Here is a 24198-nt window from a genome sequence, read left to right as displayed (position 1 = left end):
ATGTCCAAAGCGATCCGCATCCACTCCCATGGTGGCCCTGAAGTCCTGACCTATGAGGACGCCGATCCCGGCCAGCCGGGAGCAGGGCAGATCCTGATCCGGCACACGGCGATCGGCCTTAATTTCATCGATGTCTATCATCGCTCGGGCCTTTATCCGCCGCCCGGCGGGTTCCCGCTTGTCCCTGGCGGCGAAGCCGCCGGCGTCGTGCTGGAGGTCGGCGAGGGCGTCGAGTGGCTGAAGCCTGGCGATCGCATCGCCTATGCCGTGACGACGGGAGCCTACGCGCAAGAGCGCGTCATCGACGCCAGCCGCGTCGTCAAGGTGCCGGATGGCATCAGCGACGAACAGGCCGCCGCGATGATGCTGAAAGGCATGACCGCTGAGTATCTGCTGCGCCGGACGTTCAAGGTGAAGGCGGGTGACACGATCCTGTTCCATGCCGCGGCAGGCGGTGTCGGATTGATCCTCGGCCAATGGGCCAAACATCTCGGCGCGACCGTCATCGGCACCGCCAGTTCGTCCGACAAGATCGAACTCGCCAAGGCGCACGGCTTCGACCACGTCATCAACTACAAGGACCAGGATTTCGTCGCCGGCGTCGCCGCCATCACCGACGGTAGGAAATGCGACGTCGTCTACGATTCGGTCGGCAACGACACGTTTCCGGCTTCACTCGACTGCCTGAGGCCGCTCGGCATGTTCGTCAGCTTCGGCCAGTCCTCGGGGCCGATCCCGCCATTCAGCATGTCGTTGCTGGCGCAAAAGGGCTCACTGTTCGCAACCCGACCGACGCTGTTCGTCTACAATGCAAAGCGCGAGGACCTCGAAGTCTCCGTCGCGGCCTTGTTCGAGGTTGTGCTCAGTGGCGCCGTCAAGATCAAGATCAACCAGCGTTACGCGCTCAAGGACGCGGGCAGGGCGCATTCCGACCTCGAGGGCCGCAGGACAACAGGGACGACCATTCTCATCCCTTAGAGACTGGTTGGAAACTCTACTCTGGCGGCCAAAACAGTCTCTTGGTCCGTTCTTGCTTGCTATCCCTTGAATTTCCGCTGAAATTCTTGAAGCTCTTTCAAGACGCGTGCCGCTTTCCGATAAGAGCCGGCCGCGCCTACCATGCTTGCGGGAACACAGAACATGTCTGGCTAACCAGATGGGAGGCACTGTGAGTGCAAATCAGGACGGCACGAACCTGCTCGAGGTCCGTGGTCTCACCAAGATATTCGGCACGCTGACGGCGTGCGATCATATCGATCTCGACATCGCCAGGGGTGAAATCCACGCTTTGCTCGGCGAAAATGGCGCTGGCAAGTCGACGCTGGTCAAGATGCTGTTCGGCTCGCTGGAGCCTAATTCCGGCGAGATTTTCTGGAACGGCCAGGCGGTCAGGATTTCCAGCCCCGGCGTCGCGAAAAAACTCGGCATCGGCATGGTGTTCCAGCATTTTTCGCTGTTCGAGGCGCTGACCGCGGCCGAAAACATCGCGCTGTCGTTGGACGATGGCTCGCCGATCAGCAGCATCGCGGCGAAGGCGAGAGCGCTTTCCTTCAGCTATGGCCTGCCGCTCGATCCTGAATCGCTGGTCGGCGACCTGTCGGTGGGCGAGCGCCAGCGTATCGAGATCATCCGCTGCCTGCTGCAGACGCCGCAGCTTATCATCCTGGACGAGCCGACCTCGGTGCTGACGCCGCAGGAAGCCGACAAGCTGTTCGAGACGCTGGAGCGTTTGCGTTCGGAAGGCAAATCCATCCTCTACATTTCGCACCGGCTCGAAGAGGTCAAACGTATCTGCGACCGCGCCACCGTGCTGCGGCATGGCAAGGTCGTCGGCCACTGCAACCCGCGCGAGGAAACCGCTTCGTCGCTGGCTCGCATGATGGTTGGCAATGAGGTGCAGGCCGTGGTGCGCGCACCGGTCGAAGGCATCGCCACGGCGCAATCGCTGCTCGAAATCCGCAACCTCAGCCGCAAGCCGGCGACGCCGTTCTCGATACCGCTCAAGAACATCAGCCTGAACGTCCGCGCCGGCGAGGTGATCGGCATAGCCGGCGTCGCCGGCAACGGCCAGGGCGAGTTCTTCGAATCCGTCTCCGGCGAGGTGTTGCAGCAGGATGCCGCCTCGGTGCGCATCCGCGGCAAGGATGCGGGCGGCTTCACCATCACCGGACGCCGCCTGCTGGGCGCCGCCTTCGTGCCGGAAGAGCGGCTCGGCCACGGTGCCGCGCCGCGCATGAAGCTTTCCGAGAACCTGCTGCTGTCGCGCCATGCCACCGACGGAAAGGCCTTTGTCAGCGGCGGTGGAATGGTCAACAGCGCCGCCATCCAAGCCGCCGCCCAACGCATCATCGAGGCAATGGACGTGCGCAAGAGCGCGCCGGATCCGGAGGCGGCGGCACTTTCGGGCGGCAATCTGCAGAAATTCATCGTCGGCCGAGAACTCGACCGCCGGCCAAGCGTCATGGTGGTCAACCAGCCGACCTGGGGCGTCGACGCAGGTGCTGCCGCCCACATCCGCCAGGCCCTGATCGAGCTGTCGCGCAGCGGATCGGCGGTGCTGGTGATCAGCCAGGATCTCGATGAACTGTTCGAGATATCGGATGCGATCGCGGTCATGCACAATGGCGCGCTGTCCAAGCCGCTGCCGATCGCCGAAGCGACCTTCGAGAAGGTCGGCTTGCTGATGGGCGGCGCCGAACCCGGTCACGCCGAACACACGCTGGAGACGGCATGATGCGCCTCGAACTCGTCAAACGCCCACAGCGCTCGCAGCTGTTTTCGGCCCTGTCGCCATTCATCGCCTTTGCGCTGACGATCATCGCCGGCGCCATCATGTTCGCGCTGCTCGGCGTCAATCCGTTGACCGCCTTCCGCGTCTATTTCATCGAGCCGGTCAGCCAGCTCTGGCAGCTGCATGAACTGGCGATCAAGGCCGCTCCCCTCATCCTGATCGCTGTCGGCCTGTCGGTCTGCTACAAGGCCAATGTCTGGAACATTGGTGCCGAAGGACAGTTCATCCTCGGCGGCATCGTCGGCTCGATCATTCCGGTGTTGTTTCCGCGGTTCGAAGGCCCATTGGTGCTGCCGCTGATGCTTCTGCTCGGCATGGTCGGCGGAGCGGCCTATGCGGCAATCCCGGCCCTGCTCAAGACGCGCTTCGGCACCAACGAAATCCTGACCAGCCTGATGCTGGTCTATGTCGCCCAGCTCTTCCTCGACTGGCTGGTGCGCGGGCCGTGGCGCGATCCGCAAGGCCATGGTTTTCCGCAGACGATCCAGTTCGGCGAGTCCGCCGTGTTGCCGGAGCTGATGCCGGACGCGGGGCGGGCGAACTGGGGATTTGTTTTCGCATTGGTCGCCGCGGTGCTGATCTGGATCCTGATGAGCCGCATGCTGAAGGGTTTCGAGGTGCGCGTGCTGGGCTCGAGCCCACGGGCAGGGCGCTTCGCCGGCTTCGGCCTCAACCGCATGGTGTTCTTCGCCTTCCTGCTGTCGGGTGCGTTGGCAGGGCTTGCCGGCATCTCGGAGGTCTCGGGCGCGATCGGCCAACTGCAGCCGGTCATTTCGCCAGGCTACGGCTTCACCGCCATCATCGTGGCGTTCCTCGGCCGCCTCAACCCGCTCGGCATCGTCGCCGCCGGCCTGGTGCTGGCGCTGACCTATCTCGGCGGTGAAGCGGTGCAGAGCGCACTCGGCATTTCCGACAAGGTGGCGCGGGTGTTCCAGGGCATGCTTTTGTTCTTCGTGCTCGGCTGCGACACGCTGATCCACTACCGCATCCGGCTGGTCGGCCTGGCGCTGACAAAACCGGAGGGTGCCGCGAAACTCGAATCGGCGCCAAAGTTGAAGGAAGCTCGTTGATGGACATCACCGTAAATATCCTTCTGACAATCGCCACGGCGGCAACGCCGCTGCTGATCGCGGCGATCGGCGAACTGGTTGTCGAGCGCTCCGGCGTGCTCAATCTGGGCGTCGAAGGCATGATGATCATGGGCGCCGTTGGCGGCTTTGGCGTCGGTCATCTCACGGGATCACCCTGGATCGGCCTCCTGGCGGCAATAGCCCTGGGCGCCGTGTTCTCGCTGCTGTTTGCCGTCATGACGCTGTCGCTGGCCACCAACCAGGTGGCGACCGGCCTGTCGCTGACGCTGCTCGGCCTTGGCCTCTCCGGCATGATGGGCACCAGTTTCGTCGGTCAGCCCGGCGAACGGCTGCCCAACCTCGACATTCCCGGCCTGACCTCGATCCCGGTGATCGGCCGATTGCTGTTCGGCCAGGACCCGATCTTTTATATCTCGATTGCGCTCACCGCCGCCGTCATGTGGTTCCTGTTCAAGACGCGTACCGGACTGACGCTGCGCTCGATCGGCGACAGCCACACGTCCGCTGATGCGCTTGGTATCCACGTCATCCGCTACCGCTATCTCGCGGTGATCTTCGGTGGCGCTTGCGCCGGTCTCGCCGGCGGCCACCTGTCGCTGGTCTACACGCCGCAATGGGTTGAGAACATGAGCGCCGGCCGCGGCTGGATCGCGCTGGCGCTGGTGGTGTTCGCCTCGTGGCGGCCATGGCGGGTGCTGGCCGGCGCCTACATCTTCGGCGCGGTGTGGATCGGCCAGCTTCATGCACAGGCTTTTGGCATTCCAGTGCCCTCGCAGTTCCTTTCTTCGCTGCCCTATCTGGCAACCGTCGTGGTTCTCGTTCTAATCTCGCGCAACAAGCGTCTGACGATGATGAACACGCCGGCTTCCTTGGGGCAGCCATTCGTTCCGGATCGTTGACAACAAAAACAAACGGGAAGCTCCAAGGCTTAACTCAGAGAGGTAACACAATGAAAAAACTGCTTATTGCCCTGATGACCACGACCGCCGCCCTATCGCTGGCGGCGACCGCCGAGGCCGCGGACAAGCTGAAGGCATGCTGGGTCTACACCGGCCCGATCGGCGACTTCGGCTATTCCTACCAGCACGACCAGGGCCGTCTCGAGGTGGAGAAGGCGCTGGGCGACAAGGTCGAGACCGCCTATCTCGAAAACGTCTCCGAAGGCCCCGACGCCGACCGCGCTTTCGAGCGCCTGGCACGCGAAGGCTGCAAGATCATCTTCGGCACCTCCTTCGGCTTCATGGATCCGGAAGTGAAGGTCGCCAAGAAATTCCCCAAGGTGATGTTCGAGCACGCAACCGGCTACAAGACCGGTGACAATCTCGGCATCTACAATGCGCGTTTCTATGAAGGCCGCTATGTGCTCGGCCAGATCGCCGCCAAGCAATCGAAGGCGGGCGTTGCCGGCTACATCGTTTCCTTTCCGATCCCCGAAGTGGTGATGGGCATCAATTCCTTCATGCTCGGCGCGCAGTCGATCAACCCGAACTTCAAGGCCAAGATCGTCTGGGTGAACTCGTGGTTCGACCCGGGCAAGGAAGCCGACGCCGCCAAGGCGCTGTTCGACCAGGGCGCCGACATCATCGTCCAGCACACCGATTCGACCGCTGCCTTGCAGGTGGCGGAGGAGCGCAAGCTGCACGGCTTCGGCCAGTCCTCTGACATGATCAAGTTCGCGCCGCACGCGCAGCTGACCTCGCTCACCGACGAATGGGGTCCGTACTACATCAGCCGCGTCCAGGCAGCCCTCGACGGCACCTGGAAGCCGGACAATGTCTGGCTCGGCATCAAGGACGGCGCGGTCAAGCTCGCCCCCTTCACCAACATGCCCGACGACGTGAAGGCGATGGCCGAAGCCACCGAAAAGAAGATCGCCGACGGCTGGAACCCCTTCACCGGGCCGATCGCCAAGCAGGACGGCACGCCTTGGCTGAAGGACGGCGAAGTCGCCGACGACGGCACGCTGCTCGGCATGAACTTCTATGTGAAGGGTGTCGACGACAAGCTGCCGCAATAAGCGGCGCGAGATATCAAAGTGAGGAGGGCGCCGCGCGGCGCCCTTTTTCATTCGGCGGGCTGTGCCTCGGCAAAGACGCGGCGAAATCGCGCCAGCCCAGTATCAACCGCGCGGCCGAGCCATGTTCTGAGCAGCCGCTGAGCCGGTCGTTCGCATGTGTGCCAGATCGCCCACGAAACAACCAGCATGAGCGCGATGCAGCCGAGGGCGGCAAACCATTTGCCGACCAGGGGTGCCGCGGCGTTGATGGCGAGATAGCCGATGTCCTGATGCAGGAGATAGAGCGGGTAGGTCAGGCCGCCCAGCGCCAGGGTGAGTGCCGACGGCCTGACACGATTGCGCAACAGCAGCGCGCCGATCAAGCCCGCGTGCATGACGACATTGGCGACGACGAGATTTGCCGAAGAAACCGCGATGCCGTAGTGGCCCTGCATCCAGAGCTGCGTCACGGATAGCGTGCCGCAGGAGATCAGGAACGATGCGGCAAGCAGCAGCAAAGCCGGTAGTGAACGGCCGTGTGCATGGATGTGGTGGAGCGCCACGCCGGCGGCGAAGAATGGTCCGAACTCGGTTATGAACAGCAGCCTTGCCGCGCCGCTGCCGAAGAAGAACTCGTTCAAGGCCGAGATGGCCAGCCATATGAAGATCAGCTCCAGCTTGCGTTTCTGGAACAGCCCGGTGAGGAGGGCCAGCGTCACCCAACCGTAGAAAACCAGCTCAAGCACGATCGACCAATAGACGCCGTCCATGAAGGGTTGGCCGAAGGCCGGTGCGAACATCGACAGATTGGCGGCATACTGGCTGAAAGAGGCTGGAAGCAGCGGTGAGCCAGCCAGAAAGACGATCGCGAAGGTGATCGTCATACAGAACAGGAAGCCGGGATAGAGGCGAACGAAACGTGCGATCGCGAACTGGTCCCAGCTGCGATTTTCCGCCGACCAGGCAATGACGAACCCGCTGATCAGAAAGAACAGATTGACGCCGAGATAGCCGTAGAGGGCGAGCGGCGCGGCGAGCGGATAACCCTCGGCGAGAAAGCCTTCGGCGGCCGCGCCGCGGAAGAAATAGTGAAAGAACACAACGGCAAGTGCTGCCGCCAGCCTGAGCAGATCCAGCGTCGCGATGTAGTCTTGCCTGGGAGGTCTGATGTCCATCCGGATTCCCGCATCCACGATCCGGAAACCATAGAGCGGATCGCGGCTGAGCGGGTTAAGCGGCCTGAATTATCGCCAGATGTAGTAAATAGACGGCGTACCGATCCCGTCAGACCGCCGAACCGTAGAGGTCATAGGCATCGGCGCGGTCGATCTTGACGGTGACAATGTCACCTTGACGCAGCGGGCGCCGCGACTGGATGTGGACCGCGCCATCGATCTCGGGCGCGTCGTATTTGGTGCGGCCCTTTGCCGATGTGCCGTGCGCCTCGTCGATCAGCACCGGCAAGCGCTTGCCGACTTTCTTGGCCAGCTGCGTCGCCGAAATCTTCTGCTGGCGCTGCATGAAGCGGTGCCAGCGCGCCTCCTTGATCTCCTGCGGAACCTGGTCGAGACCGAGATCGTTGGAGCGGGCGCCCCGGACCGGCTCGTATTTGAAGCAGCCGGCGCGGTCGATCCTGGCCTCATCGAGCCAGTCGAGCAGCATCTCGAAATCGTCGTCCGTCTCGCCGGGGAAACCGACGATGAAGGTGGAGCGGATGGCGAGATCCGGGCAAATCTCGCGCCAGCCGCGAATGCGCTCGAGGGTCTTTTCGCCATGTGCCGGGCGCCGCATGTTCTTCAGCACTTGGGGGGAGGCGTGCTGGAACGGGATATCGAGATAGGGAAGGATCTTGCCCTCGGCCATCAGCGGGATGACGTCGGCGACATGCGGGTAGGGGTAGACATAGTGCATGCGCACCCAGATGCCGAGCTTGCCCAGTTCCTCGGAAAGGTCGAGGAACTTCGCCCGCACTTCGCGGTCGCCGAACATGCTGGTCTGGTACTTGATGTCGATGCCGTAGGCGCTGGTGTCCTGCGAGATGACCAGGAGTTCCTTGACGCCGGCCTTGGCCAATTTCTCGGCTTCGCGCAGCACATCGGCCGCCGGCCGCGAGACGAGGTCGCCACGCAGCGCGGGAATGATGCAGAAGGTGCAGCGGTTATTGCAGCCTTCGGAAATCTTGAGATAGGCGTAGTGGCGCGGCGTCAGCTTGACGCCTTGCGGCGGCAAGAGATCGATATAGGGGTCGTGCGAAGGCGGTGCGGCCTCATGCACGGCTGCCATCACGCTCTCATAGGCCTGCGGTCCGGTGATCGCCAGAACATTGGGATGCCTCTCGCGAATGACATCCGGCTCGGCGCCGAGGCAGCCGGTAACAATGACCCGGCCATTCTCCGAAAGCGCGGAGCCGATGGCATTGAGCGACTCGTCGCGGGCGGAATCGAGGAAGCCGCAGGTGTTGACGACGACAAGGTCGGCACCGTCATGCTTGCGTGCGATCTCGTAGCCTTCGGCGCGCAGGCGCGTGATGATGCGCTCCGAATCCACAAGGGCCTTCGGGCATCCAAGACTGACAAAACTCACGCGGGGAGCGGACATATAAGGTTTTCCGGGCTTTTCAGGATTGCCGGGCCAGTACCACACTTATTACGGCATTGGTATGGGCACGCCTGCGATGCGGCAAAACGCATGACGATTGCACTGCGAGCTTTCGGTCGAAGACGCGGCGGACAGCCGCCTCAGCTGACCGCGCCGTTTACATGCGGCCAGACTTCCACCGCACCGCGATAGACCATGTCCACCGCGACATAGAGAATGATCAACAGACCGACATAGGCGATCCAGCGGTGGCGCTGCAGCAGTTTTGCGATGAAAGTCGCGGCGAGGCCCATCAGCGCGATCGACAGCACGAGGCCGATGACCAGCACCGGAAAATGATCGCGCGCGGCACCCGCGACCGCCAGCACGTTGTCGAGCGACATCGACACGTCGGCGACGACGATCTGCAAGGCCGCCTGGCCGAGCGTCTTGCGCTTCGCCTTGCCGGCCACCTTTTTGTCGCCGTTGAGATCGGAGTTCGACAGCGCCTCGGTCGCTTCCAGCTCATCGGCATGCGACGTGCGCAGCTCGCGGTACATCTTCCAGCAGACCCACAGCAGCAAGATGCCGCCGGCCAGCAGCAGGCCGACGATCGCCAGCAGCTTGACGGTGACCGCGGCAAAACCGATGCGCAGCACCGTTGCCGCCAGCACGCCGATGAGGATCGCCTTCTTGCGTTGTTCGGCCGGCAGGCCGGCAGCGGCAAGACCGATGACGATCGCATTGTCGCCGGCCAGCACGAGGTCGATGGCGATGACCTGGAGCAGGGCGGTCAGACTGGCAGCGCTGAAAATGTCCATCGACCGGAAGCCCTTGCTGATTTGCCGAGTGGTCCTCGATTATCCAGAGGGCCTAACTTGGTGGTCCCTTGGCGTCAAGGGACCGCTCGTGGCGACATCACCGCAGCACCGTTACGTCAAATCTGGATCAGAGGCCCTGCGGCGCTCATCGACAGCAGGGCAAAACCATGGCCGATCGAAGATCAATCGTAGAGATTATACTTTGCCCAATCGGCTTCCGGAATCTCGTCGCCGATCCGGTAGCGGAACTGCAAAACTTCCATATGGTCGGGCGCCGTCTGGCACTTGAATTTCAGCCGGTACCATTGCCCCTTGCTGCGAAACGCAGCGCCCGGGCTTTTGATTGCATCAGCGCCCATCTCTGGCGTCGCGAAGGCGTAGGCGACGACGCGATCGGCCTTGAACTTGCGATCGTCGTGAGTGATCCGGTCGAGCACTTCGGCGTCACAACGCTGTTCAAGGCGGGTTTGGGGATCGAGTTTCATCAGGCCGGCGCGCAATGCACTGTCCATTGCGCTGGCTGGAAAACTCAGTGTCACAGACGCCAAGGCGGTCATGCAGAGCTTCTTCATGGGCGGGACAAGCACCATATTTTGTCGGAGAAATCAACCAAGGGGACCGCCTCGGACCCCGCAGGCATCATCAATCAAATGGTCGATACGTTCAAAATTGCGTGTCGGGATTCATCGTGCGATGCCTGCGGCCAACGGACCAGCGAAGCACGGCCGGCATCCGTGAGATCGTAGAGGCCTCGGTCGACACGCGCGAACCATCCATAGACATTGTGCTGCAGGATTTTCGGCGCGATCGGCGTCACCGCCTTCAGATCGCGCGGCCGCCTGGGTCCGTCCACCATCGCGGCGGCGCAGGCGAGGGCGCTTTGCCGATAGGCCGTCATGATCGGATTGCGCGATCCTCCTCCCGCAACAGGATCGCCGCGCCGGCGCTGGTGCTCGTCGACCAGGCGGGAGCGCCGGCGCGCATTCTTGCGCGGCGCCAGTGCGATCGGGCTGAGAAGCACCTCGACCCGGTCGGTCGCGGTCACGCCAAGCAGGCCGAAGCCAAGGCGGCGGCAGAGATTGCGAAACCGTGCATCGCTTTCGCGGCCCTTGCCCCGGGCCGACATGCGCGCGGCCAGCCAAACCTCGTCGCAGGCCGCGGCGCGATCGACACCTTGCAGCACCAGTTCGAGATTGAACTGCAGCTTCAGTTCGCAGATGACGACGACGGGCGGCTCACCTTCGCGCAGCGCGACGATGTCGCAGCCGCCGATCTCGCCTTTGACGACGAAGTCGAGGCTTTCGAGGAACCGCTTCACCGGCGCATAGAGTGAGGTCTCGTTCATGCTTCGAAGGTTTAGCCGATTCGACGCGAAAAGCCTCCCGCGGGCGCGGCCTCTTACGGCACGCCCGAAACCCGTCGATGTCAGGCTTCGGTGCTCGGCGCGGCTCGATTCAATGGCTTCCCGCGGGGCAGGAGCGGATAGGCGATCTGACCGAAGTAGGTGGAGGGGATCGGATCGTCGACGCCGTACTTCTCCGGCACCTTGTCAGCGGTGATATTGTAGGTACCGAACATGACATCGAGGAAAGGCAACTGCCCGGCGAAGTTCTTGTCGTAGGCTTCGCGCTGGTTGGCATGGTGCCAGCGATGGAACTGCGGGCTGGCGATCAGCCATTTCAAAGGGCCGAACGGAATCCGCACGTTTGAATGAACAAGCAGCGTGTGCCCGAGGTAAATGATCGAAAAGACAGCGATCGAGGCTTCGGAGAAGCCAAGGAAAAAGATCGGCGTCAGCGATATTGCCTTCGTGACGATGGCGTCGACAGGATGATTGTGGAAAGCCCCGAGCCAGTCCAGTTCCTCGATACCGTGGTGGATCGCATGAAACTTCCAAAGCGCGGGGATTTTATGGAAGGCCCGATGCGCCCAATAGACGCCGATGTCGGAGATCAGGATGATTTCCGCAACCTGCAGCCAGACGGGCTGACCGCTGACGGCTTGCGTTATCGATTGCGGGACCAAAATTGCAGCGGCGCCGAGGGCACCGGCCGCCATGATGGCGATGGCCACCTTTATGATGAAGCCGTTGAACAGCAGATAGATCAGATCGACAGCCAGACCCTTGCGGAAAATCTTCTGCGGCCGCTCGGCAAACAGATGTTCGAACGGAATGAAGATCAGCCCGCAGATCAACAGTGCCTTGATACCAAGGATATCCATTCATTCGCCCCGGCGCGCAGTCTGCGCCTCCGAAAAGAACCACATTTCCCCTTTCCAAAGGCTAAAGGTTCTGCTTTCGCACAGACGCCGCCAGCATGAATCGTGAATAGGGCGCCAGGACAGAAACTATCAAACTATTGATTTTATTAAATTTTCTTCGGGTTTGGCGGAGGAAGTGGGATTCGAACCCACGGTGAGCTTGCACCCACGCCGGTTTTCAAGACCGGTGCCTTAAACCGCTCGGCCATTCCTCCAAGGCTTGATTTCGTTAGCTTTTCTGGCTTTCCAGTGGCCTCCAATCTGACCGCTGCTACCATTTTGCTACCGAATGGCCTTTTGCGCCTTCGCCTTTACCGCGCGCTGGATCACGGCGTCAACCTGCTCCGCGGCATCGGCCTGCATTCCTGGCACGAAGGTGCGTTCACGCGGGAAGACCGGCCTTTCTGAAACCTGACGTGAAAAGCTCGAGGGCGACTTGATCGGCGAACGGGAGACCTGAAATCAACCGGACAGTCAGGTCGTGTTTCCTCGTCAGTGCTTCCTCGACTTCAGCGCGCGCCTTCTGCGTCTCGCCCAAATGTGCGTACGCCGCCGCGAGGAAGGCATGAATGAAGAATTGGTCACCGGCTTTCTTATACGAACCGACGGCTTCCGAGTACCTTCCAAGCAGGAAGAGGGAGCTGCCCTTCACCTCCCAGAACCATATCGGAGGTAACGGGTCGCGCAGGAGCGCAGTTTCGAGCACGTTCAGCGCCGTCTCTGCCCGACCGCCATAGTTGAGCCAGCTTGCGTAGTCCCCCGCTATGTTCACGTCTAGCGGGTTCAATGAGCTCGCTAGCTCGAAATGCACTCCCGCGTCGCTGTGCTGCCGCATGTGCGTAAGCACCAGCCCCATGCTCTGGTGACAGACGCCATCGCTCCTATCGAGAGCAAGCGCCGTTCGTGCCGAGTCCCAGGCCTTCTGTAGCGTCCGCGGATCGTTGTCGTACCAAAATCTGCCGACGAGGGCCTGCGCGAGGAAGGCGTGGCCTTGAGCGAACGTTGAATCGAGTTCGACACACCGGACGAATAGGGGCTCGGACTTGTCCAATTCATATCGGTAGAAGTGCGCGCGCCCCTGCAGGTAGTAGTCATATGCATCCCAATCGGCCGGAGGTTTGCGGCTGGTCCGGCTCGCCGAATCGGCCTCCGCCTGGCCTTCGACTATCGAGGCGATAAGAGCCGCAACCTCGTCTTGCAATGCGAAGATATCGTCGAGGGCCCGGTCGTACCGTTGGGCCCACAGGTGGGTGCCGGTGGCGGCGTCAATCAACTGTGTGGTGATCCGAATGCGATCACCGAGCTTTCGTATGCTGCCTTCGACGAGGTAGCGAACTCCGAGTTTGCGATGGACTTCGGCCATGTCCAATGCCGGATGGCGAAACTGAAAAGATGAATTGCGCGCGATGACGAGGAGGGAGCGGAACCTGGCCAGCTCCGTAATTATGTCCTCGGTTATGCCGTCGCTGAGATACTGCTGGTCCTGATCGCCGCTCAAGTTGGCAAAAGGCAGCACCGCAATCGACGGCTTGCCGGACAGTGGTATAGGTCTGGGGGATGCGCTCGCCACCGGCTCGACAGTCCCGGTGAAGCGGTAGCCAACGCGAGGCACCGTGGCGATCCACTCGCCGCCGTTGTCAGCTGGACCGAGTGCCTTTCTTAGCGTCGCTATTTGGACGGTAAGGTTGCCTTCCTCAACGGCGGTACCCGGCCAGGCAGCGTCCATCAGCTCGGCCTTGGTCAGGATTTCACCGGGCCGTGCCGTAAGCGCAGCAAGCAGCGTCAGCCCACGATGTCCAATAGCGATCGGGATCTGCTCTTTAAGGAGCGTCCCGATGTCGGCATCGAGTACGAACGGACCAAAAGCGATGCGAGTCCCCTGCATGTCGGCATATTAGACGTTTCGGAAGTTTTCGGCACCGCTTAAATCCCGGCCGAGCACAATCGCGACTGGAAGCTGACATTCGATCGGACCAAATCGCCTTGACGGAACATTAGCGATCTCTAACTGTTGTGGTTGCGGCAGGCGATGCTCACCCCATCGCCGCTGATCGGGATACGCACCGCCCCGATCGGCCCGCGCCTCCGCAAGTGGCGCGGGCCTCGGGCCCTGGGGAGGGATAGGATGACGGATATCCCGGCGACAACCTACGTCGTGAGCGTATTCGAGAAGCCGCATTGGCGGACCATACTGACCACCAAGGACAAGACCAAAGCCCTGGCGATGGCCAAAGAGATCGGCGACAAGGTGCGGGTTGAAGAAATTACGCCGAAGCCGAAGAAGCGTTAGGGCCGGCCCGTTAGGCGATGCAAGAGGAAGCCCGAAACCCCAGCCGATGAAAAACCCGCCACGAGAGCGACCCGCGGCGGGCTTTTGGAGTGGCTACATCCCTAAGGAATCGACCGCTTGTAGTTGTATTGTGAACCGCGTGATCGCGTTAGCCTATGGTGTGATCGCGGAAGCGGAGCCCGAGCACCGGTGCGGTTAGTGACCCGTAATGGGTCAATCAATTTGGCACTGGAATTGCGTTGAGACGATTGTGGGTAGGGGAAGGGCCTGTCGCTTCGCAAATGAGGCGGCGGGCCTTCACTTAAGCGGTCTCGTCGATATGGCGCATACGTGCCGACCATATCGCGTGCATGAAACGCCAGACCGCGCCGGCCACGGATAAACGCAAGCCGGCTCCCCGAAGGGAGCGGCTTGACGACTTCAGCAAGAGGAGAATGGCCGGCAACCTACTCGGGTTGCAGAGTTTCCCGAAGGCGCCGGCCCAGCGAATCGACCCGAGTCGTGATCGCGGAAGGCTAGCGCGCCGATTGTTTCTTGGCGTGTGCGGCGACCGCACAGAGGAAAGCCAATGCGGCGGCATCGCAGGCCGTCCGAGATGGGCCTTTGGCGAAAAGAACGGCGTCCGCGGCTCGTATAGTTAAGCCATGTTTTTTGGCGAAAGAGGTGACTTCGTAAGGCTGATTGTCTTCAGATAGATGGCCGAGGCCGAAATCGTAATTCATGCGACTACATCCTCCCAGTTCGGTACCTTTTCCCTCCTCGCCCTGAGGCAAAATTAACAGCCGGCGTGTCGCGCGAGTCTAGCAACTAGGGATTGTGTAAAACGATATAACTCCGAACCGACTGCATTTTGTTGTCGTCGATAATGCCGGCCTCGCCGTCGGGCCAGGAGGTGGTCACTTTGGGCGACTTCCGCAACCTGGCGCCGGTGCCTTCGCCATTCGTTATGTCGACATTGTGGGCTGCGTAGGCAGCGAGGCAAAGGCCGTGACCTTTCACGGTGCTCGGCACGGTGATGGCGTCACAATCTTGCCCGGTTCCGGCCACAATCGGTTAATATCGTGATAAACAATTCCTGCGCACAAAGGACCGGGGTTCAAGGCGTCGTCGGTATTTGTCGAGTGAGTGTTTTGGCTCCTCTGATGCTTGAACGCGGCGTCTTAGGTCGAGACTGAAGGGGACATCAGGAAAATGCAGGCTGTGACGCACCCGCGTCTTCGTCGCGCTGCCACGGTCGCGTTGTTTGCCATGTCGGCCGCCTTGCTGGCGGCTTGCGCGTCGCAGCCTGAGTCCAAAGCGATGGTCTACAAGAAGACCCGCTCCAAGGAATATTTCTCCGAATCCGAATATGGCGTGAAGGCAAGCCCGCGTGTGTTCTCCCAGAACGGGCGCATGCAACGCGGCGGCGGCAGGGATCAGCTCGGCAAGCCCTACCAGGTCCGCGGCAAATGGTATTACCCGAAGGAAGACAAGCGCTACGCCAAGGTCGGCCTGGCCTCCTGGTATGGCGATGCCTTCCATGGCCGGCTTACCGCCAATGGCGAAGTCTACGACATGACCCACCTGACGGCGGCGCATCCGACCATGCCGCTACCAAGCTACGCCCGCGTCACCAATCTCAAGACCGGCAGTTCGGTCATCGTTCGCGTCAACGATCGCGGCCCGTATCACGAAGGGCGCATCATCGATGTGTCGGAGCGCGCCGCCCAGATGCTTGATTATGCCAATATTGGCACCGCTCAAGTGAAGGTCGAGTATGTCGGCCGTGCACCGCTCGACGGCGATGACGACCAGTATCTGATGGCCTCCTATCACCCCGGCAACAGGGCGCCGGATCCGTCGGACGGACTGCCGAGCGGCGTCATGGTGGCCATGAACGGGCCGTCGCCAAGCCTGTCTGCCGGCACTGCCGCCGTGCCGTTTCCGGGTCAGTTGACCGATTCCGGCCAGCCGGTCATGTCGGCGCGGTCACCGGCCTTTGGCGATCTGGCGCTGCCCGATTTCGGACCGATCGTGCCGGAGCGCCCGGAGATCAGCCTGCCGCGGCAATCACCGTTTGCGGTGGCCTCGCTGTCCTACGCGGACGAGCGGGTGGAACGCGCCTCCAATGCCTTCGCCGCGCTGGGTGGCGAGGGCATGTCGCCGGCCGACGTCCTTCAATCATGGAAGCGACAGCCGCCAGGTTCGGCTACCGACTACGTCGCTGCCGGCTCGTTCGAGGATGCAGCGCAGGCCAGGCGCATTGCCGCTCAGCTTGCCGCATTCGGCAAGATCGAGATCCAGCGCTCGGAACTCGATGGCGAGGACTGGTATTCGGTCAATCTCTATCCCGATGGCCAACGCAATCTGGACGATTTGCTGCAGGCAGCATGGTCGCATGGCGCGCCGGATGCGCTGGCTGTGCGCAACTGAGCGCAAGCCAGGCCGGATTTCCGCTGCGCGGTTGATCCGCCGCGCAAAAAGCCTGATAGTTTTCGCGGGCTTGCCGGCCGTGCCGGCCAATGGGTCGAACATCATGCAATTGCGCTTGCTCCAGCCTCTCGCCGGGCTTCTGGTTTTTGGCCTGCTGCTGTTTTCCCAGGCTCCAGCCCGTGCGCAGCTGTTCGAGACCAAGGCTACGCAGGTCTTCATGATCGATGCCGAGACCGGGACGGTGCTGTTTTCGAAGGATGCCGACAAGCCGATACCGCCGGCTTCGTTGGCCAAGCTGATGACCATGGAAGTGGTGTTCAACGCCATCAAGTCCGGCCGCCTGAAGCTCGACGATACGTTCGTGGTCAGCGAAAACGCCTGGCGCAAGGGTGGCGCGCCTTCGGGGACATCGACGATGTTTGCCAAGCTCAAGTCGGCGATCCGGCTCGAGGACCTGATTCAGGGCGTGATCGTGCAGGCGGCCAATGATGGCTGCATCGTCATCGCCGAAGGCATGTCCGGGTCCGAGGACAATTTTGCCGCGCAGATGACCGAACGCGCCCGCCAGATCGGCCTCAAGACATCGACTTTCGTCAATTCGACCGGCCTGCCGGCGGATGGCCAGCAGACGACTGTGCGTGAACTGGCGCAGCTGGCCGTGCACCTGTGGCGCGACTATCCGGATTTCTATCGCTACTACGGCCAGAAGGATTTCACCTGGAACAAGATCTCACAGAGGAACCGCAATCCGCTGCTGGCGATGGATATCGGCGCCGATGGCCTGGCGGTTGGTGCGAGCGAGGCGTCTGGCTTCGGCATCGTCGGTTCAGTCAGCCATAATGGCACGCGGGTGATCGCGGCGATGAGCGGCCTGGCCTCCGACAAGGAGCGCGCCGAGGAGGCGCGAAAGCTGCTCGACTGGTCCGTTCGCTCCTTCGAGAAGACCGAAATCTTCGCCAAGGACGAAGTGGTTGGAGAAGCCCAGGTTTTCGGCGGCGCGAAATCCGGGGTGGCGCTGAAGGCCAAGGGCCCGATCGACATCTTCCTGCCGATCACCAACCGCGACAAGCTGACGGCCAGGATCGTCTACAACGGCCCGGTCGCGGCGCCGGTGGAGGAGGGGCAGCCGGTGGGCGCGCTGCGTGTCTGGATCGGCGATACGCTGAGCCAGGAGACACCACTTTTCGCCGCCGAGTCGATCGGCGTCGGCACACTGCCGCAGCGCGCGCTCGACGCTGTCAAGGAACTGGCGGTCGGCTGGCTGCGCTAATACATGTCGCTCAAAAGTAGTCCCGGTTTTTGGGGAAACGACATGCATAAAAGCAAAGATTGACGGCATGGACGTTTCGTCGAACGCGGACTATCTAGAGCGCTACAATCCCATTCAGGCATGGACAAGAAGGCCTCTCGGTTGGCACGCGGATTTTTCATCACCTTCGAAGGCGGCGAAGGAGCAGGCAAGTCGACGCAGATCGAGCGGCTGGCCAGGAAGATGCGCGCCAAGAAATACGATGTCCTCCTTACCCGTGAACCGGGCGGCTCGCCGGGCGCCGAAGCGGTCAGGCATGTGCTGCTTTCGGGCGCCGCCGAACCGTTCGGGCCGAAGATGGAAGCGCTGCTTTTCGCCGCCGCGCGTTCCGACCATGTCGAGCAGGTCATCCGGCCGGCGGTCGAGCGTGGCTCCATCGTGCTTTGCGACCGCTTCCTGGATTCCTCGCGCGTCTACCAGGGGGTCACCGGTGGCATCGATCCGGCGTTCATGGATGCGCTGGAGCAGGTCGCCGTCAACGGCATGATGCCCGACATGACCCTGATCTTCGACATCGATCCGGCGGAAGGCCTCAGGCGCGCAACGCTGCGGCGCGGTACCGACGCAGACGCCGACCGCTTCGAAAAGGAGACGCTGGCGATCCATCAGGCTCGCCGCGAGGCATTTCTGGCGATCGCCGCGGCCGAGCCGGAGCGCTGTATCGTGGTCGACGCGGCCGCCGAGCCGGATGCGGTCGAGAATGTCGTCACCGCCGCCGTGTTCGCGGCGCTCGAAGCGAGAACGCCGGCGCGCAGCAGGCAGGCGACACCGGCATGATCTTCGAACGCATCGCACCCGAGCAGCACGACACGCTGGACGGCGTGCCCGAGCCATCCGAAACGCCGCGCCTAGTCGGACACCGGCAGGCCGCTGATATGCTCACCGCCGCTTACCGTGCGGGAAAGCTGCCGCATGCGCTGATCTTCTCCGGACCGGTCGGCATCGGCAAGGCGACGCTCGCCTTCCACCTTGCGCATCATCTCTTGAAGCACCCGGATTTCGCGCAGGCGCCGGAAAGCCTTGCCATTCCCGATCCGGCCTCGTCGCTGTTTCGCCAGATCGCCACCGGGGCGCATCCTGGCGTGCTGCATCTGACCCGGCCGCTGAACGACAAGACCAAGAGCTTCAAGACCGTCGTCACCGTCGATGAAATCCGCAAGGTCAACCGCTTCCTGTCGCTGACCTCGCATGACGGTAGCTACCGGGTCGTCATCGTCGACCCGGCCGATGACATGAACACCAATGCCGCCAATGCCTTACTGAAGAATCTTGAGGAGCCGCCGGCACGAACGCTGTTCATCCTGGTTGTCCATGCTCCGGGCAGCCTGTTGCCGACGATCCGGTCGCGCTGCCAGATGGTGCGATTGACGCCGCTCGACGCCGACGAGCTGATGGCGGTGCTGGAAACGGCGGAACCGCCGCCGCCGGATGATCCGGCGGCGCGGGCGGCCCTGGTCGGCCGGGCAGGCGGCAGCGCGCGCAACGCGATCCTGTTGACGCAGTATGGTGGGCTGGAGATCGCCTCGACGCTCGATGCCCTGGTCACGGGCAGAAAGAGCGATGTCGGCGGCGCGTTTCGCCTTGCCGAGGCTGTGGCCGGCCGCGACCAGGCGATCCAGTTCGATATTTTCAACCGCCGGGCGCTCGACCTTTTGTCGGACGCGGCAAGCCAGGCGGCGCTGGCGGGCGATCTCGCACGGGCCAAAACCCTGTCGGACACTTGGCATGAGGCGCTGGACGCTATATCTGAGACCGACACCTACAATCTCGACAAGAAGCAGCACGCCTTGACCATGATCGACCGGCTGAATTCTGCAATGCGAATGTGACGGCCTTTTCGATGCATTGCCGCTGCCCCTAGAACCGGGGCCACTTTTGGGCGGCATGCATTGGCCTCGGGATGGCAATCGCCGTCTCGATGCGATATCCACCGCCACGCCTTTCCATTCAGACATTCATGACGGTTCATTCATGTCACGCGACAAATTCTACATCACCACACCGATCTTTTACCCAAACGGCAAGCCGCATATCGGTCATGCCTATACGGTCATTGCAACCGACGCGCTGGCTCGCTTCCAGCGGCTGGACGGCAAGGACGTCTTTTTCCTGACCGGCACCGACGAACACGGCCTCAAGATGCAGCAGACGGCCGAGAAGGAAGGCATAACGCCCTTGGTGCTCGCCGACCGCAATTCGGCGATTTTCCGCGAGATGACCGAGGCGATGGGCGGCTCGAATGACGAGTACATTCGCACGACAGAGCCGCGCCACTATGAATCCTGTCAGGCGATCTGGAAGGCGATGGCCGCCAATGGCGACATCTATCTCGACCGCTATAGCGGCTGGTATTCGGTCCGCCAGGAAGCCTATTTCGACGAGGCCGAGACGACGCTCGGCGAAGACGGCGTGCGGCGCGAACCGCTCGGCTCGCCCGTCGAATGGAACGAGGAAGAAAGCTACTTCTTCAGGCTTTCCGCCTATCAGGACAAATTGCTGGCCCTTTATGACAGCCAGCCTGACTTCGTGGGACCTGCCGAACGCCGCAACGAGGTGCTGAGCTTCGTCAAATCCGGGCTGAAGGATCTGTCGATCTCGCGCACGACCTTCAAATGGGGCGTGCCGGTGCCAGGCGACGACAAGCATGTGATGTATGTGTGGGTCGATGCCTTGACCAACTACATCACCGCCGCCGGCTACCCCGACACGAAGGCCGAGCAATGGCGCTATTGGCCGGCCACGCACATCATCGGCAAGGACATTGTCCGCTTTCATGCGGTCTACTGGCCGGCCTTTCTGATGTCGGCCGGCATCGAGTTGCCAAGCCGCGTCTTCGCGCATGGCTTCCTGTTCAACCGCGGCGAGAAAATGTCGAAATCGGTTGGCAACGTCGTCGATCCATTCGCGATGGTCGAGCACTACGGTCTCGACCAGGTGCGTTATTTCTTCCTGCGCGAGGTGCCGTTCGGCCAGGATGGCAGCTACAGCCACGACGCGATCGTCAACCGCACAAACGCCGACCTTGCCAACGGCCTCGGCAATCTGGCGCAGCGCTCGCTGTCGATGATCGCCAAGAACTGCGACGGCGTGGTGCCGCAGCGCGGCGACCTGACGGAAGCCGACAAGGCGATCCTCGACCAGGCGGCGGCGGCTCTTGCCACGGCGCGCAAGGCGATGGCTGGGCAAAGTATCCACCTGGCACTGGCGGCGATCTTCGACGTGGTGGCGGAAGCCGACCGATATTTCGCCGGTGAGGCACCATGGGCGTTGAAGAAGACCAACCCGGCGCGCATGGAAACCGTGCTGTGGACGACCGCCGAGGTCGTGCGTCGCGTGGCGCTGCTGTGTCAGCCCTTCGTCCCGGGATCGGCCAACAAACTGCTCGACCTGCTGGCGATACCGGCGGAGAGCCGCGACTTCGTCCATGTCCACGCGGACCATGCGCTGGTGCCTGGCACTGCGTTGCCCGTGCCGGAAGGCGTGTTTCCGCGTTATGTCGAACAGCCGGACGCGAGCATCTGATGCTTGTCGACAGCCACTGCCATCTGGATTTTCCAGATTTTGCCGAGGAGCGGGCGGCTATTGTCGCCCGCGCCAAGGCGGCTGGAATCGGCCGTATGGTGACGATCTCAACCCGCGTGAAGCGGTTTCAGCAAATCCTTGAAATCGCGGAAACTTTCGACGAAGTATACTGTTCGGTCGGCACCCATCCACACAACGCCGCGGAAGAGCTGGACGTGACGTCGGCCGATCTCGTGCGGCTGGCCGCTCACCCGAAGGTGGTGGCGATCGGCGAGGCCGGTCTCGATTATTTCTACGACAAGGCGCCACGCGATGCACAGGCGCAAGGCTTTCGCAATCACATCGCCGCGGCGCGTGAGACAGGATTGCCGCTGGTCATCCATTCGCGCGATGCCGACGACGACATGGCTGGTATTCTCGAGGACGAAACAGGGAAGGGCGCCTTCCCCTTCATCCTGCATTGCTTTTCCTCGGGGCGTCGGCTTGCCGAAATCGGTGTCGCGCTCGGTGGTTACGTGTCGTTCTCAGGCATCCTGACATTCAAGAATTCGGCTGAGTTGCGCGCCATTGCCGCCGACGTGCCGCATGACCGACTGCTGGTCGAAACCGACGCGCCCTATCTGGCGCCTATCCCATTTCGCGGCAAGCGCAATGAGCCGGCCTATGTCGCGCACACGGCCAAGGTGCTGGCCGACACAATCGGCGTCGGCGAGGCCGAAATCGCCGCGCTGACAACGAACAATTTCTTCCGCCTGTTCGGCAAAATGCCGCGACCTCCCGAGCAAAGTGCTTGGCCGAGCAAAGTGCCTGAACGATGACCGACCGGCTGCGCCTCACCATTCTCGGCTGCGGCTCGTCGCCAGGCACGCCGCGCATCACCGGCGACTGGGGTAAATGCGATCCGGACAATCCGAAGAACCGGCGCATGCGCACCGCCGCGCTGGTCGAGCGGATCGCGGCCAACGGCGGCCGCACGACCGTCGTCATCGACACCGGGCCTGATTTCCGCCAGCAGATGCTGTTGGCCCGCGTCAAACGCATCGATGCGGTCGTCTATACGCACCCGCATGCCGACCATATCCACGGCATCGACGATCTGCGCGGTTTCGTCCTCGATCAGCGCCAGCTGATCGATATCCACGCCGACATGGTGACCATGCTTCGGCTGCGGGAAGCATTCGGATACTGTTTCGAGACGCCGCAGGGCAGTTCCTATCCGCCGATCGTCAAGCCGCATCTCATCGACCACGCCAGGCCGGTGGTCATCGAAGGAGAGGGGGGTGCCCTCACCCTCGAGCCGTTGCCGCAGATCCATGGCGACATCATATCGCTCGGCTTCCGCATCGGCGCGCTCGCTTATTGCCCTGATATCAGCGGCTTTCCGCAGGCCACCGCCGAACGGCTGCGGGGCCTCGACGTGCTGGTCATCGACGCGCTGCAGTACCGGATGCACCCAAGTCACCTGTCACTTGGAGAAGCGCTTGAATGGATCGAGCGATTGGCGCCAGGACACGCCGTGCTGACTCATATGCATGTGCCGCTCGACTACGCCACGGTGATGGCCGAGACACCAGCCAACGTCGAGCCGGCCTATGATGGAATGATGATCGAAATCCCTTATGAGTCAGCATGATAGCAAGGGGTCTTCACGCCCCGCTCCTTGACCCGAACATGAACAGCGTCCAATCCACTCATAGCCGACGCGAGGATACGGAAGCGCCCCTGTGTGATCGTCCCACAACATTTCTAGGAGCGGCGCCTGGCCGATACCCGATGCCGGTGCGCGGGATCGACATACGAACAGCTCGATCGCAAACTTAATCGCTCGGTTTGACCTCTTCATCAGCAGCCTAGCGTTGCCGGCCGGATCAAGGCAATACGCGGCTTGGCAGCAAGCCGATGAAAAATATCGACAATTTCCGGCATCGCCCCAACGCATTAGTTCCATAATCTATCTTATGCGACTTTCGGATGTGGGTTGCGGTCACGCGGCCCCGCGCGCCGCTGTCACCGCTTCACTTGGACGTTGCGGGCCGACAAGCTGAACCCGAGCGGGCGCTCACGGCGGCGAGAGGAAGAGGGTCTTCGATCATGGCGTCTTGCCGACGAAGCGGCTAGCGTGTCTCAGGCCGCCCTGTCGCGCCTGTCTGGGATTCACCATCAGGACCATCAAGAAATGACCGCCTCGTCTCTCTTTCTCGGCTTACCCGACCGCCTCGCCGATGGGCGGGTACCCCATGCGGTGATCTTCGGGGCCGGTCACGGCAGCACCTATTCCGGCCAGGACAGCAGCGGCCATGCCCTGGCCGCCGACGCCATCCGCGCCGCGAGCCAGGACGATGCCGCGCTGGTCGAGCACTGGGATTTCGATCTCGGCGGCCCGCTGTTCGACGGCAAGCCGGTCTGCTGCATCGACGCCGGCGATATCCCGACCACCATGCATGACAATGCCGGCAACCGGGCCCGGATCGAGGCAAAGACACGCGAGGCACTGGTATTGCTGGCTGTACCGATTCTTGTTGGCGGCGACTGCTCCGTGACCATTCCGTTCCTCGCCGGCTTTACGGATCACGGGCCGGTCTGGATCCTGCAGATCGACGCCCATATCGACTGGCGCGACGAGGTGGATGGCGAACGCAACGGCTATTCGAGCCCGATGCGCCGGGCGAGCGAGATGCCGCATGTCGCCGGCATCGTGCAGGTCGGCCTGCGTAGTGTCGGCAGCGCGCGCCTCACCGACATCGAAGCGGCACGGCGCTATGGCAGCCGCTTCGTGACCGCCCGCGAGGTCCACGCCCAGGGCGTCGAAGCTGCACTCCGGCATATTCCGGAAGGCGCGCGGGTCGTCGTAACCCTAGACTGCGACAGCCTCGATCCAAGCATCATGCCGGGCGTGGCGGCGCGGACGCTCGGCGGCCTCACCTACACGCAGGTGATCGACTTGATCGCGGGGCTCGGCAGGCGGGCCAGGATCGGGGGATTCGACCTTGTCGAGTTCTATCCTCCGGCCGATATTGACGGCCTGTCGGCCCTGACCGCCGCGCGCCTTCTCGTCAATGTGATCGGCACCATCGTGCGGCAGGTTTGAAGCCGGCTTCCTCTGGTGCACAAATGGCGTAGCATACCG

The 24198-nt window shown here is 62.2% G+C and carries 22 protein-coding genes and 1 tRNA gene; 14 read left to right on the top strand and 9 right to left on the bottom strand.

Annotation, left to right across the window (positions count from 1 at the left end):
- The 5 genes from NKG99_RS14210 to NKG99_RS14190 all read left to right on the top strand — a co-directional run bounded on the left by NKG99_RS14210 (window position 1) and on the right by NKG99_RS14190 (window position 5899).
- A complete protein-coding gene (locus NKG99_RS14210) occupies window positions 1-978 on the top strand; it encodes a quinone oxidoreductase family protein (RefSeq protein WP_352868520.1) in 978 nt (325 codons plus the stop codon).
- Window positions 979-1156: 178 nt separating this feature from the next.
- Window positions 1157-2734, top strand: coding sequence for an ABC transporter ATP-binding protein (locus NKG99_RS14205; RefSeq protein WP_352868517.1), 1578 nt, complete (start codon window positions 1157-1159; stop codon window positions 2732-2734).
- Complete coding sequence (locus tag NKG99_RS14200) at window positions 2731-3861, top strand: ABC transporter permease (protein ID WP_352868516.1); 1131 nt, start codon at window positions 2731-2733, stop codon at window positions 3859-3861. Before NKG99_RS14205 ends, NKG99_RS14200 begins: the two co-directional genes overlap by 4 nt.
- Complete coding sequence (locus tag NKG99_RS14195; protein ID WP_352868513.1) at window positions 3861-4781, top strand: ABC transporter permease; 921 nt, start codon at window positions 3861-3863, stop codon at window positions 4779-4781. The genes NKG99_RS14200 and NKG99_RS14195 overlap by 1 nt, the downstream gene beginning before the upstream one ends.
- Window positions 4782-4831: 50 nt before the next feature.
- A complete protein-coding gene (locus tag NKG99_RS14190; RefSeq protein ID WP_352868511.1) occupies window positions 4832-5899 on the top strand; it encodes a BMP family ABC transporter substrate-binding protein in 1068 nt (355 codons plus the stop codon).
- Window positions 5900-5946: 47 nt separating this feature from the next.
- Here NKG99_RS14190 and NKG99_RS14185 read toward each other — a convergent pair whose 3' ends face one another.
- From NKG99_RS14185 to NKG99_RS14150, 8 genes are all read right to left on the bottom strand, one after another.
- Window positions 5947-7053 carry an acyltransferase family protein gene (locus NKG99_RS14185; RefSeq protein ID WP_352868509.1) on the bottom strand — a complete coding sequence of 369 codons (1107 nt, stop codon included), beginning with the start codon at window positions 7051-7053 and terminating at the stop codon, window positions 5947-5949.
- A 109-nt stretch (window positions 7054-7162) separates the two neighbouring features.
- Complete coding sequence (rimO, locus tag NKG99_RS14180; RefSeq protein ID WP_352868507.1) at window positions 7163-8476, bottom strand: 30S ribosomal protein S12 methylthiotransferase RimO; 1314 nt, start codon at window positions 8474-8476, stop codon at window positions 7163-7165.
- Between the two features lie 140 nt (window positions 8477-8616).
- A complete protein-coding gene (locus NKG99_RS14175) occupies window positions 8617-9276 on the bottom strand; it encodes a TerC family protein (protein ID WP_352868505.1) in 660 nt (219 codons plus the stop codon).
- Window positions 9277-9458: 182 nt separating this feature from the next.
- A complete protein-coding gene (locus NKG99_RS14170) occupies window positions 9459-9866 on the bottom strand; it encodes a DUF930 domain-containing protein (protein WP_352868502.1) in 408 nt (135 codons plus the stop codon).
- A gap of 56 nt (window positions 9867-9922) precedes the next feature.
- A complete protein-coding gene (locus NKG99_RS14165) occupies window positions 9923-10621 on the bottom strand; it encodes a DUF2161 domain-containing phosphodiesterase (RefSeq protein WP_352868499.1) in 699 nt (232 codons plus the stop codon).
- A gap of 80 nt (window positions 10622-10701) precedes the next feature.
- Entirely contained in the window at window positions 10702-11499 is a 798-nt protein-coding gene (locus NKG99_RS14160) for a sterol desaturase family protein (RefSeq protein ID WP_352868496.1), read from the bottom strand.
- 164 nt (window positions 11500-11663) lie between these two features.
- A tRNA-Ser gene (locus NKG99_RS14155) sits at window positions 11664-11753 on the bottom strand.
- A 167-nt stretch (window positions 11754-11920) separates the two neighbouring features.
- On the bottom strand, window positions 11921-13423 hold the full coding sequence (locus NKG99_RS14150; protein ID WP_352868495.1) for a winged helix-turn-helix domain-containing tetratricopeptide repeat protein: 1503 nt from the start codon (window positions 13421-13423) through the stop codon (window positions 11921-11923).
- Between the two features lie 240 nt (window positions 13424-13663).
- On the opposite strand from NKG99_RS14150, the gene NKG99_RS14145 reads away from it, so the two are divergent.
- Window positions 13664-13828, top strand: coding sequence for a hypothetical protein (locus tag NKG99_RS14145; RefSeq protein ID WP_352868493.1), 165 nt, complete (start codon window positions 13664-13666; stop codon window positions 13826-13828).
- A gap of 515 nt (window positions 13829-14343) precedes the next feature.
- Here NKG99_RS14145 and NKG99_RS14140 read toward each other — a convergent pair.
- On the bottom strand, window positions 14344-14550 hold the full coding sequence (locus tag NKG99_RS14140) for a hypothetical protein (RefSeq protein ID WP_352868490.1): 207 nt from the start codon (window positions 14548-14550) through the stop codon (window positions 14344-14346).
- Window positions 14551-15019: 469 nt separating this feature from the next.
- Here NKG99_RS14140 and NKG99_RS14135 point away from each other — a divergent pair, with 469 nt between their 5' ends.
- The 8 genes from NKG99_RS14135 (at window position 15020) to NKG99_RS14100 (ending at window position 24159) form a co-directional block, all read left to right on the top strand.
- On the top strand, window positions 15020-16240 hold the full coding sequence (locus tag NKG99_RS14135; RefSeq protein WP_352868489.1) for a septal ring lytic transglycosylase RlpA family protein: 1221 nt from the start codon (window positions 15020-15022) through the stop codon (window positions 16238-16240).
- Window positions 16241-16343: 103 nt separating this feature from the next.
- Entirely contained in the window at window positions 16344-17510 is a 1167-nt protein-coding gene (locus NKG99_RS14130) for a D-alanyl-D-alanine carboxypeptidase family protein (protein WP_352868565.1), read from the top strand.
- Window positions 17511-17651: 141 nt separating this feature from the next.
- Window positions 17652-18326: a dTMP kinase gene (gene tmk, locus NKG99_RS14125; protein WP_352868486.1), complete on the top strand. Its 675-nt coding sequence runs from the start codon at window positions 17652-17654 to the stop codon at window positions 18324-18326.
- Window positions 18323-19378 (top strand): DNA polymerase III subunit delta', encoded by a 1056-nt coding sequence (locus tag NKG99_RS14120; RefSeq protein ID WP_352868483.1) that lies wholly within the window; start codon window positions 18323-18325, stop codon window positions 19376-19378. Before tmk ends, NKG99_RS14120 begins: the two co-directional genes overlap by 4 nt.
- A gap of 142 nt (window positions 19379-19520) precedes the next feature.
- Window positions 19521-21071, top strand: a complete 1551-nt coding sequence (gene metG, locus NKG99_RS14115) for a methionine--tRNA ligase (RefSeq protein ID WP_352868481.1) — start codon at window positions 19521-19523, stop codon at window positions 21069-21071.
- Window positions 21071-21889 (top strand): TatD family hydrolase, encoded by an 819-nt coding sequence (locus NKG99_RS14110; RefSeq protein ID WP_352868478.1) that lies wholly within the window; start codon window positions 21071-21073, stop codon window positions 21887-21889. The genes metG and NKG99_RS14110 overlap by 1 nt, the downstream gene beginning before the upstream one ends.
- The gene (locus NKG99_RS14105) at window positions 21886-22704 is read left to right on the top strand and encodes an MBL fold metallo-hydrolase (RefSeq protein WP_352868475.1); all 819 of its coding nucleotides are present in this window, start codon (window positions 21886-21888) and stop codon (window positions 22702-22704) included. The genes NKG99_RS14110 and NKG99_RS14105 overlap by 4 nt, the downstream gene beginning before the upstream one ends.
- Window positions 22705-23247: 543 nt before the next feature.
- Complete coding sequence (locus tag NKG99_RS14100) at window positions 23248-24159, top strand: agmatinase (protein ID WP_352868472.1); 912 nt, start codon at window positions 23248-23250, stop codon at window positions 24157-24159.
- Window positions 24160-24198 lie beyond the last annotated feature (39 nt).

This window comes from Mesorhizobium sp. M1409, from assembly GCF_040317535.1.
GTDB lineage: Bacteria > Pseudomonadota > Alphaproteobacteria > Rhizobiales > Rhizobiaceae > Mesorhizobium.
Note: the sequence above shows the minus strand (reverse complement) of the source record. Positions and strands in the feature narration are given on the sequence as shown.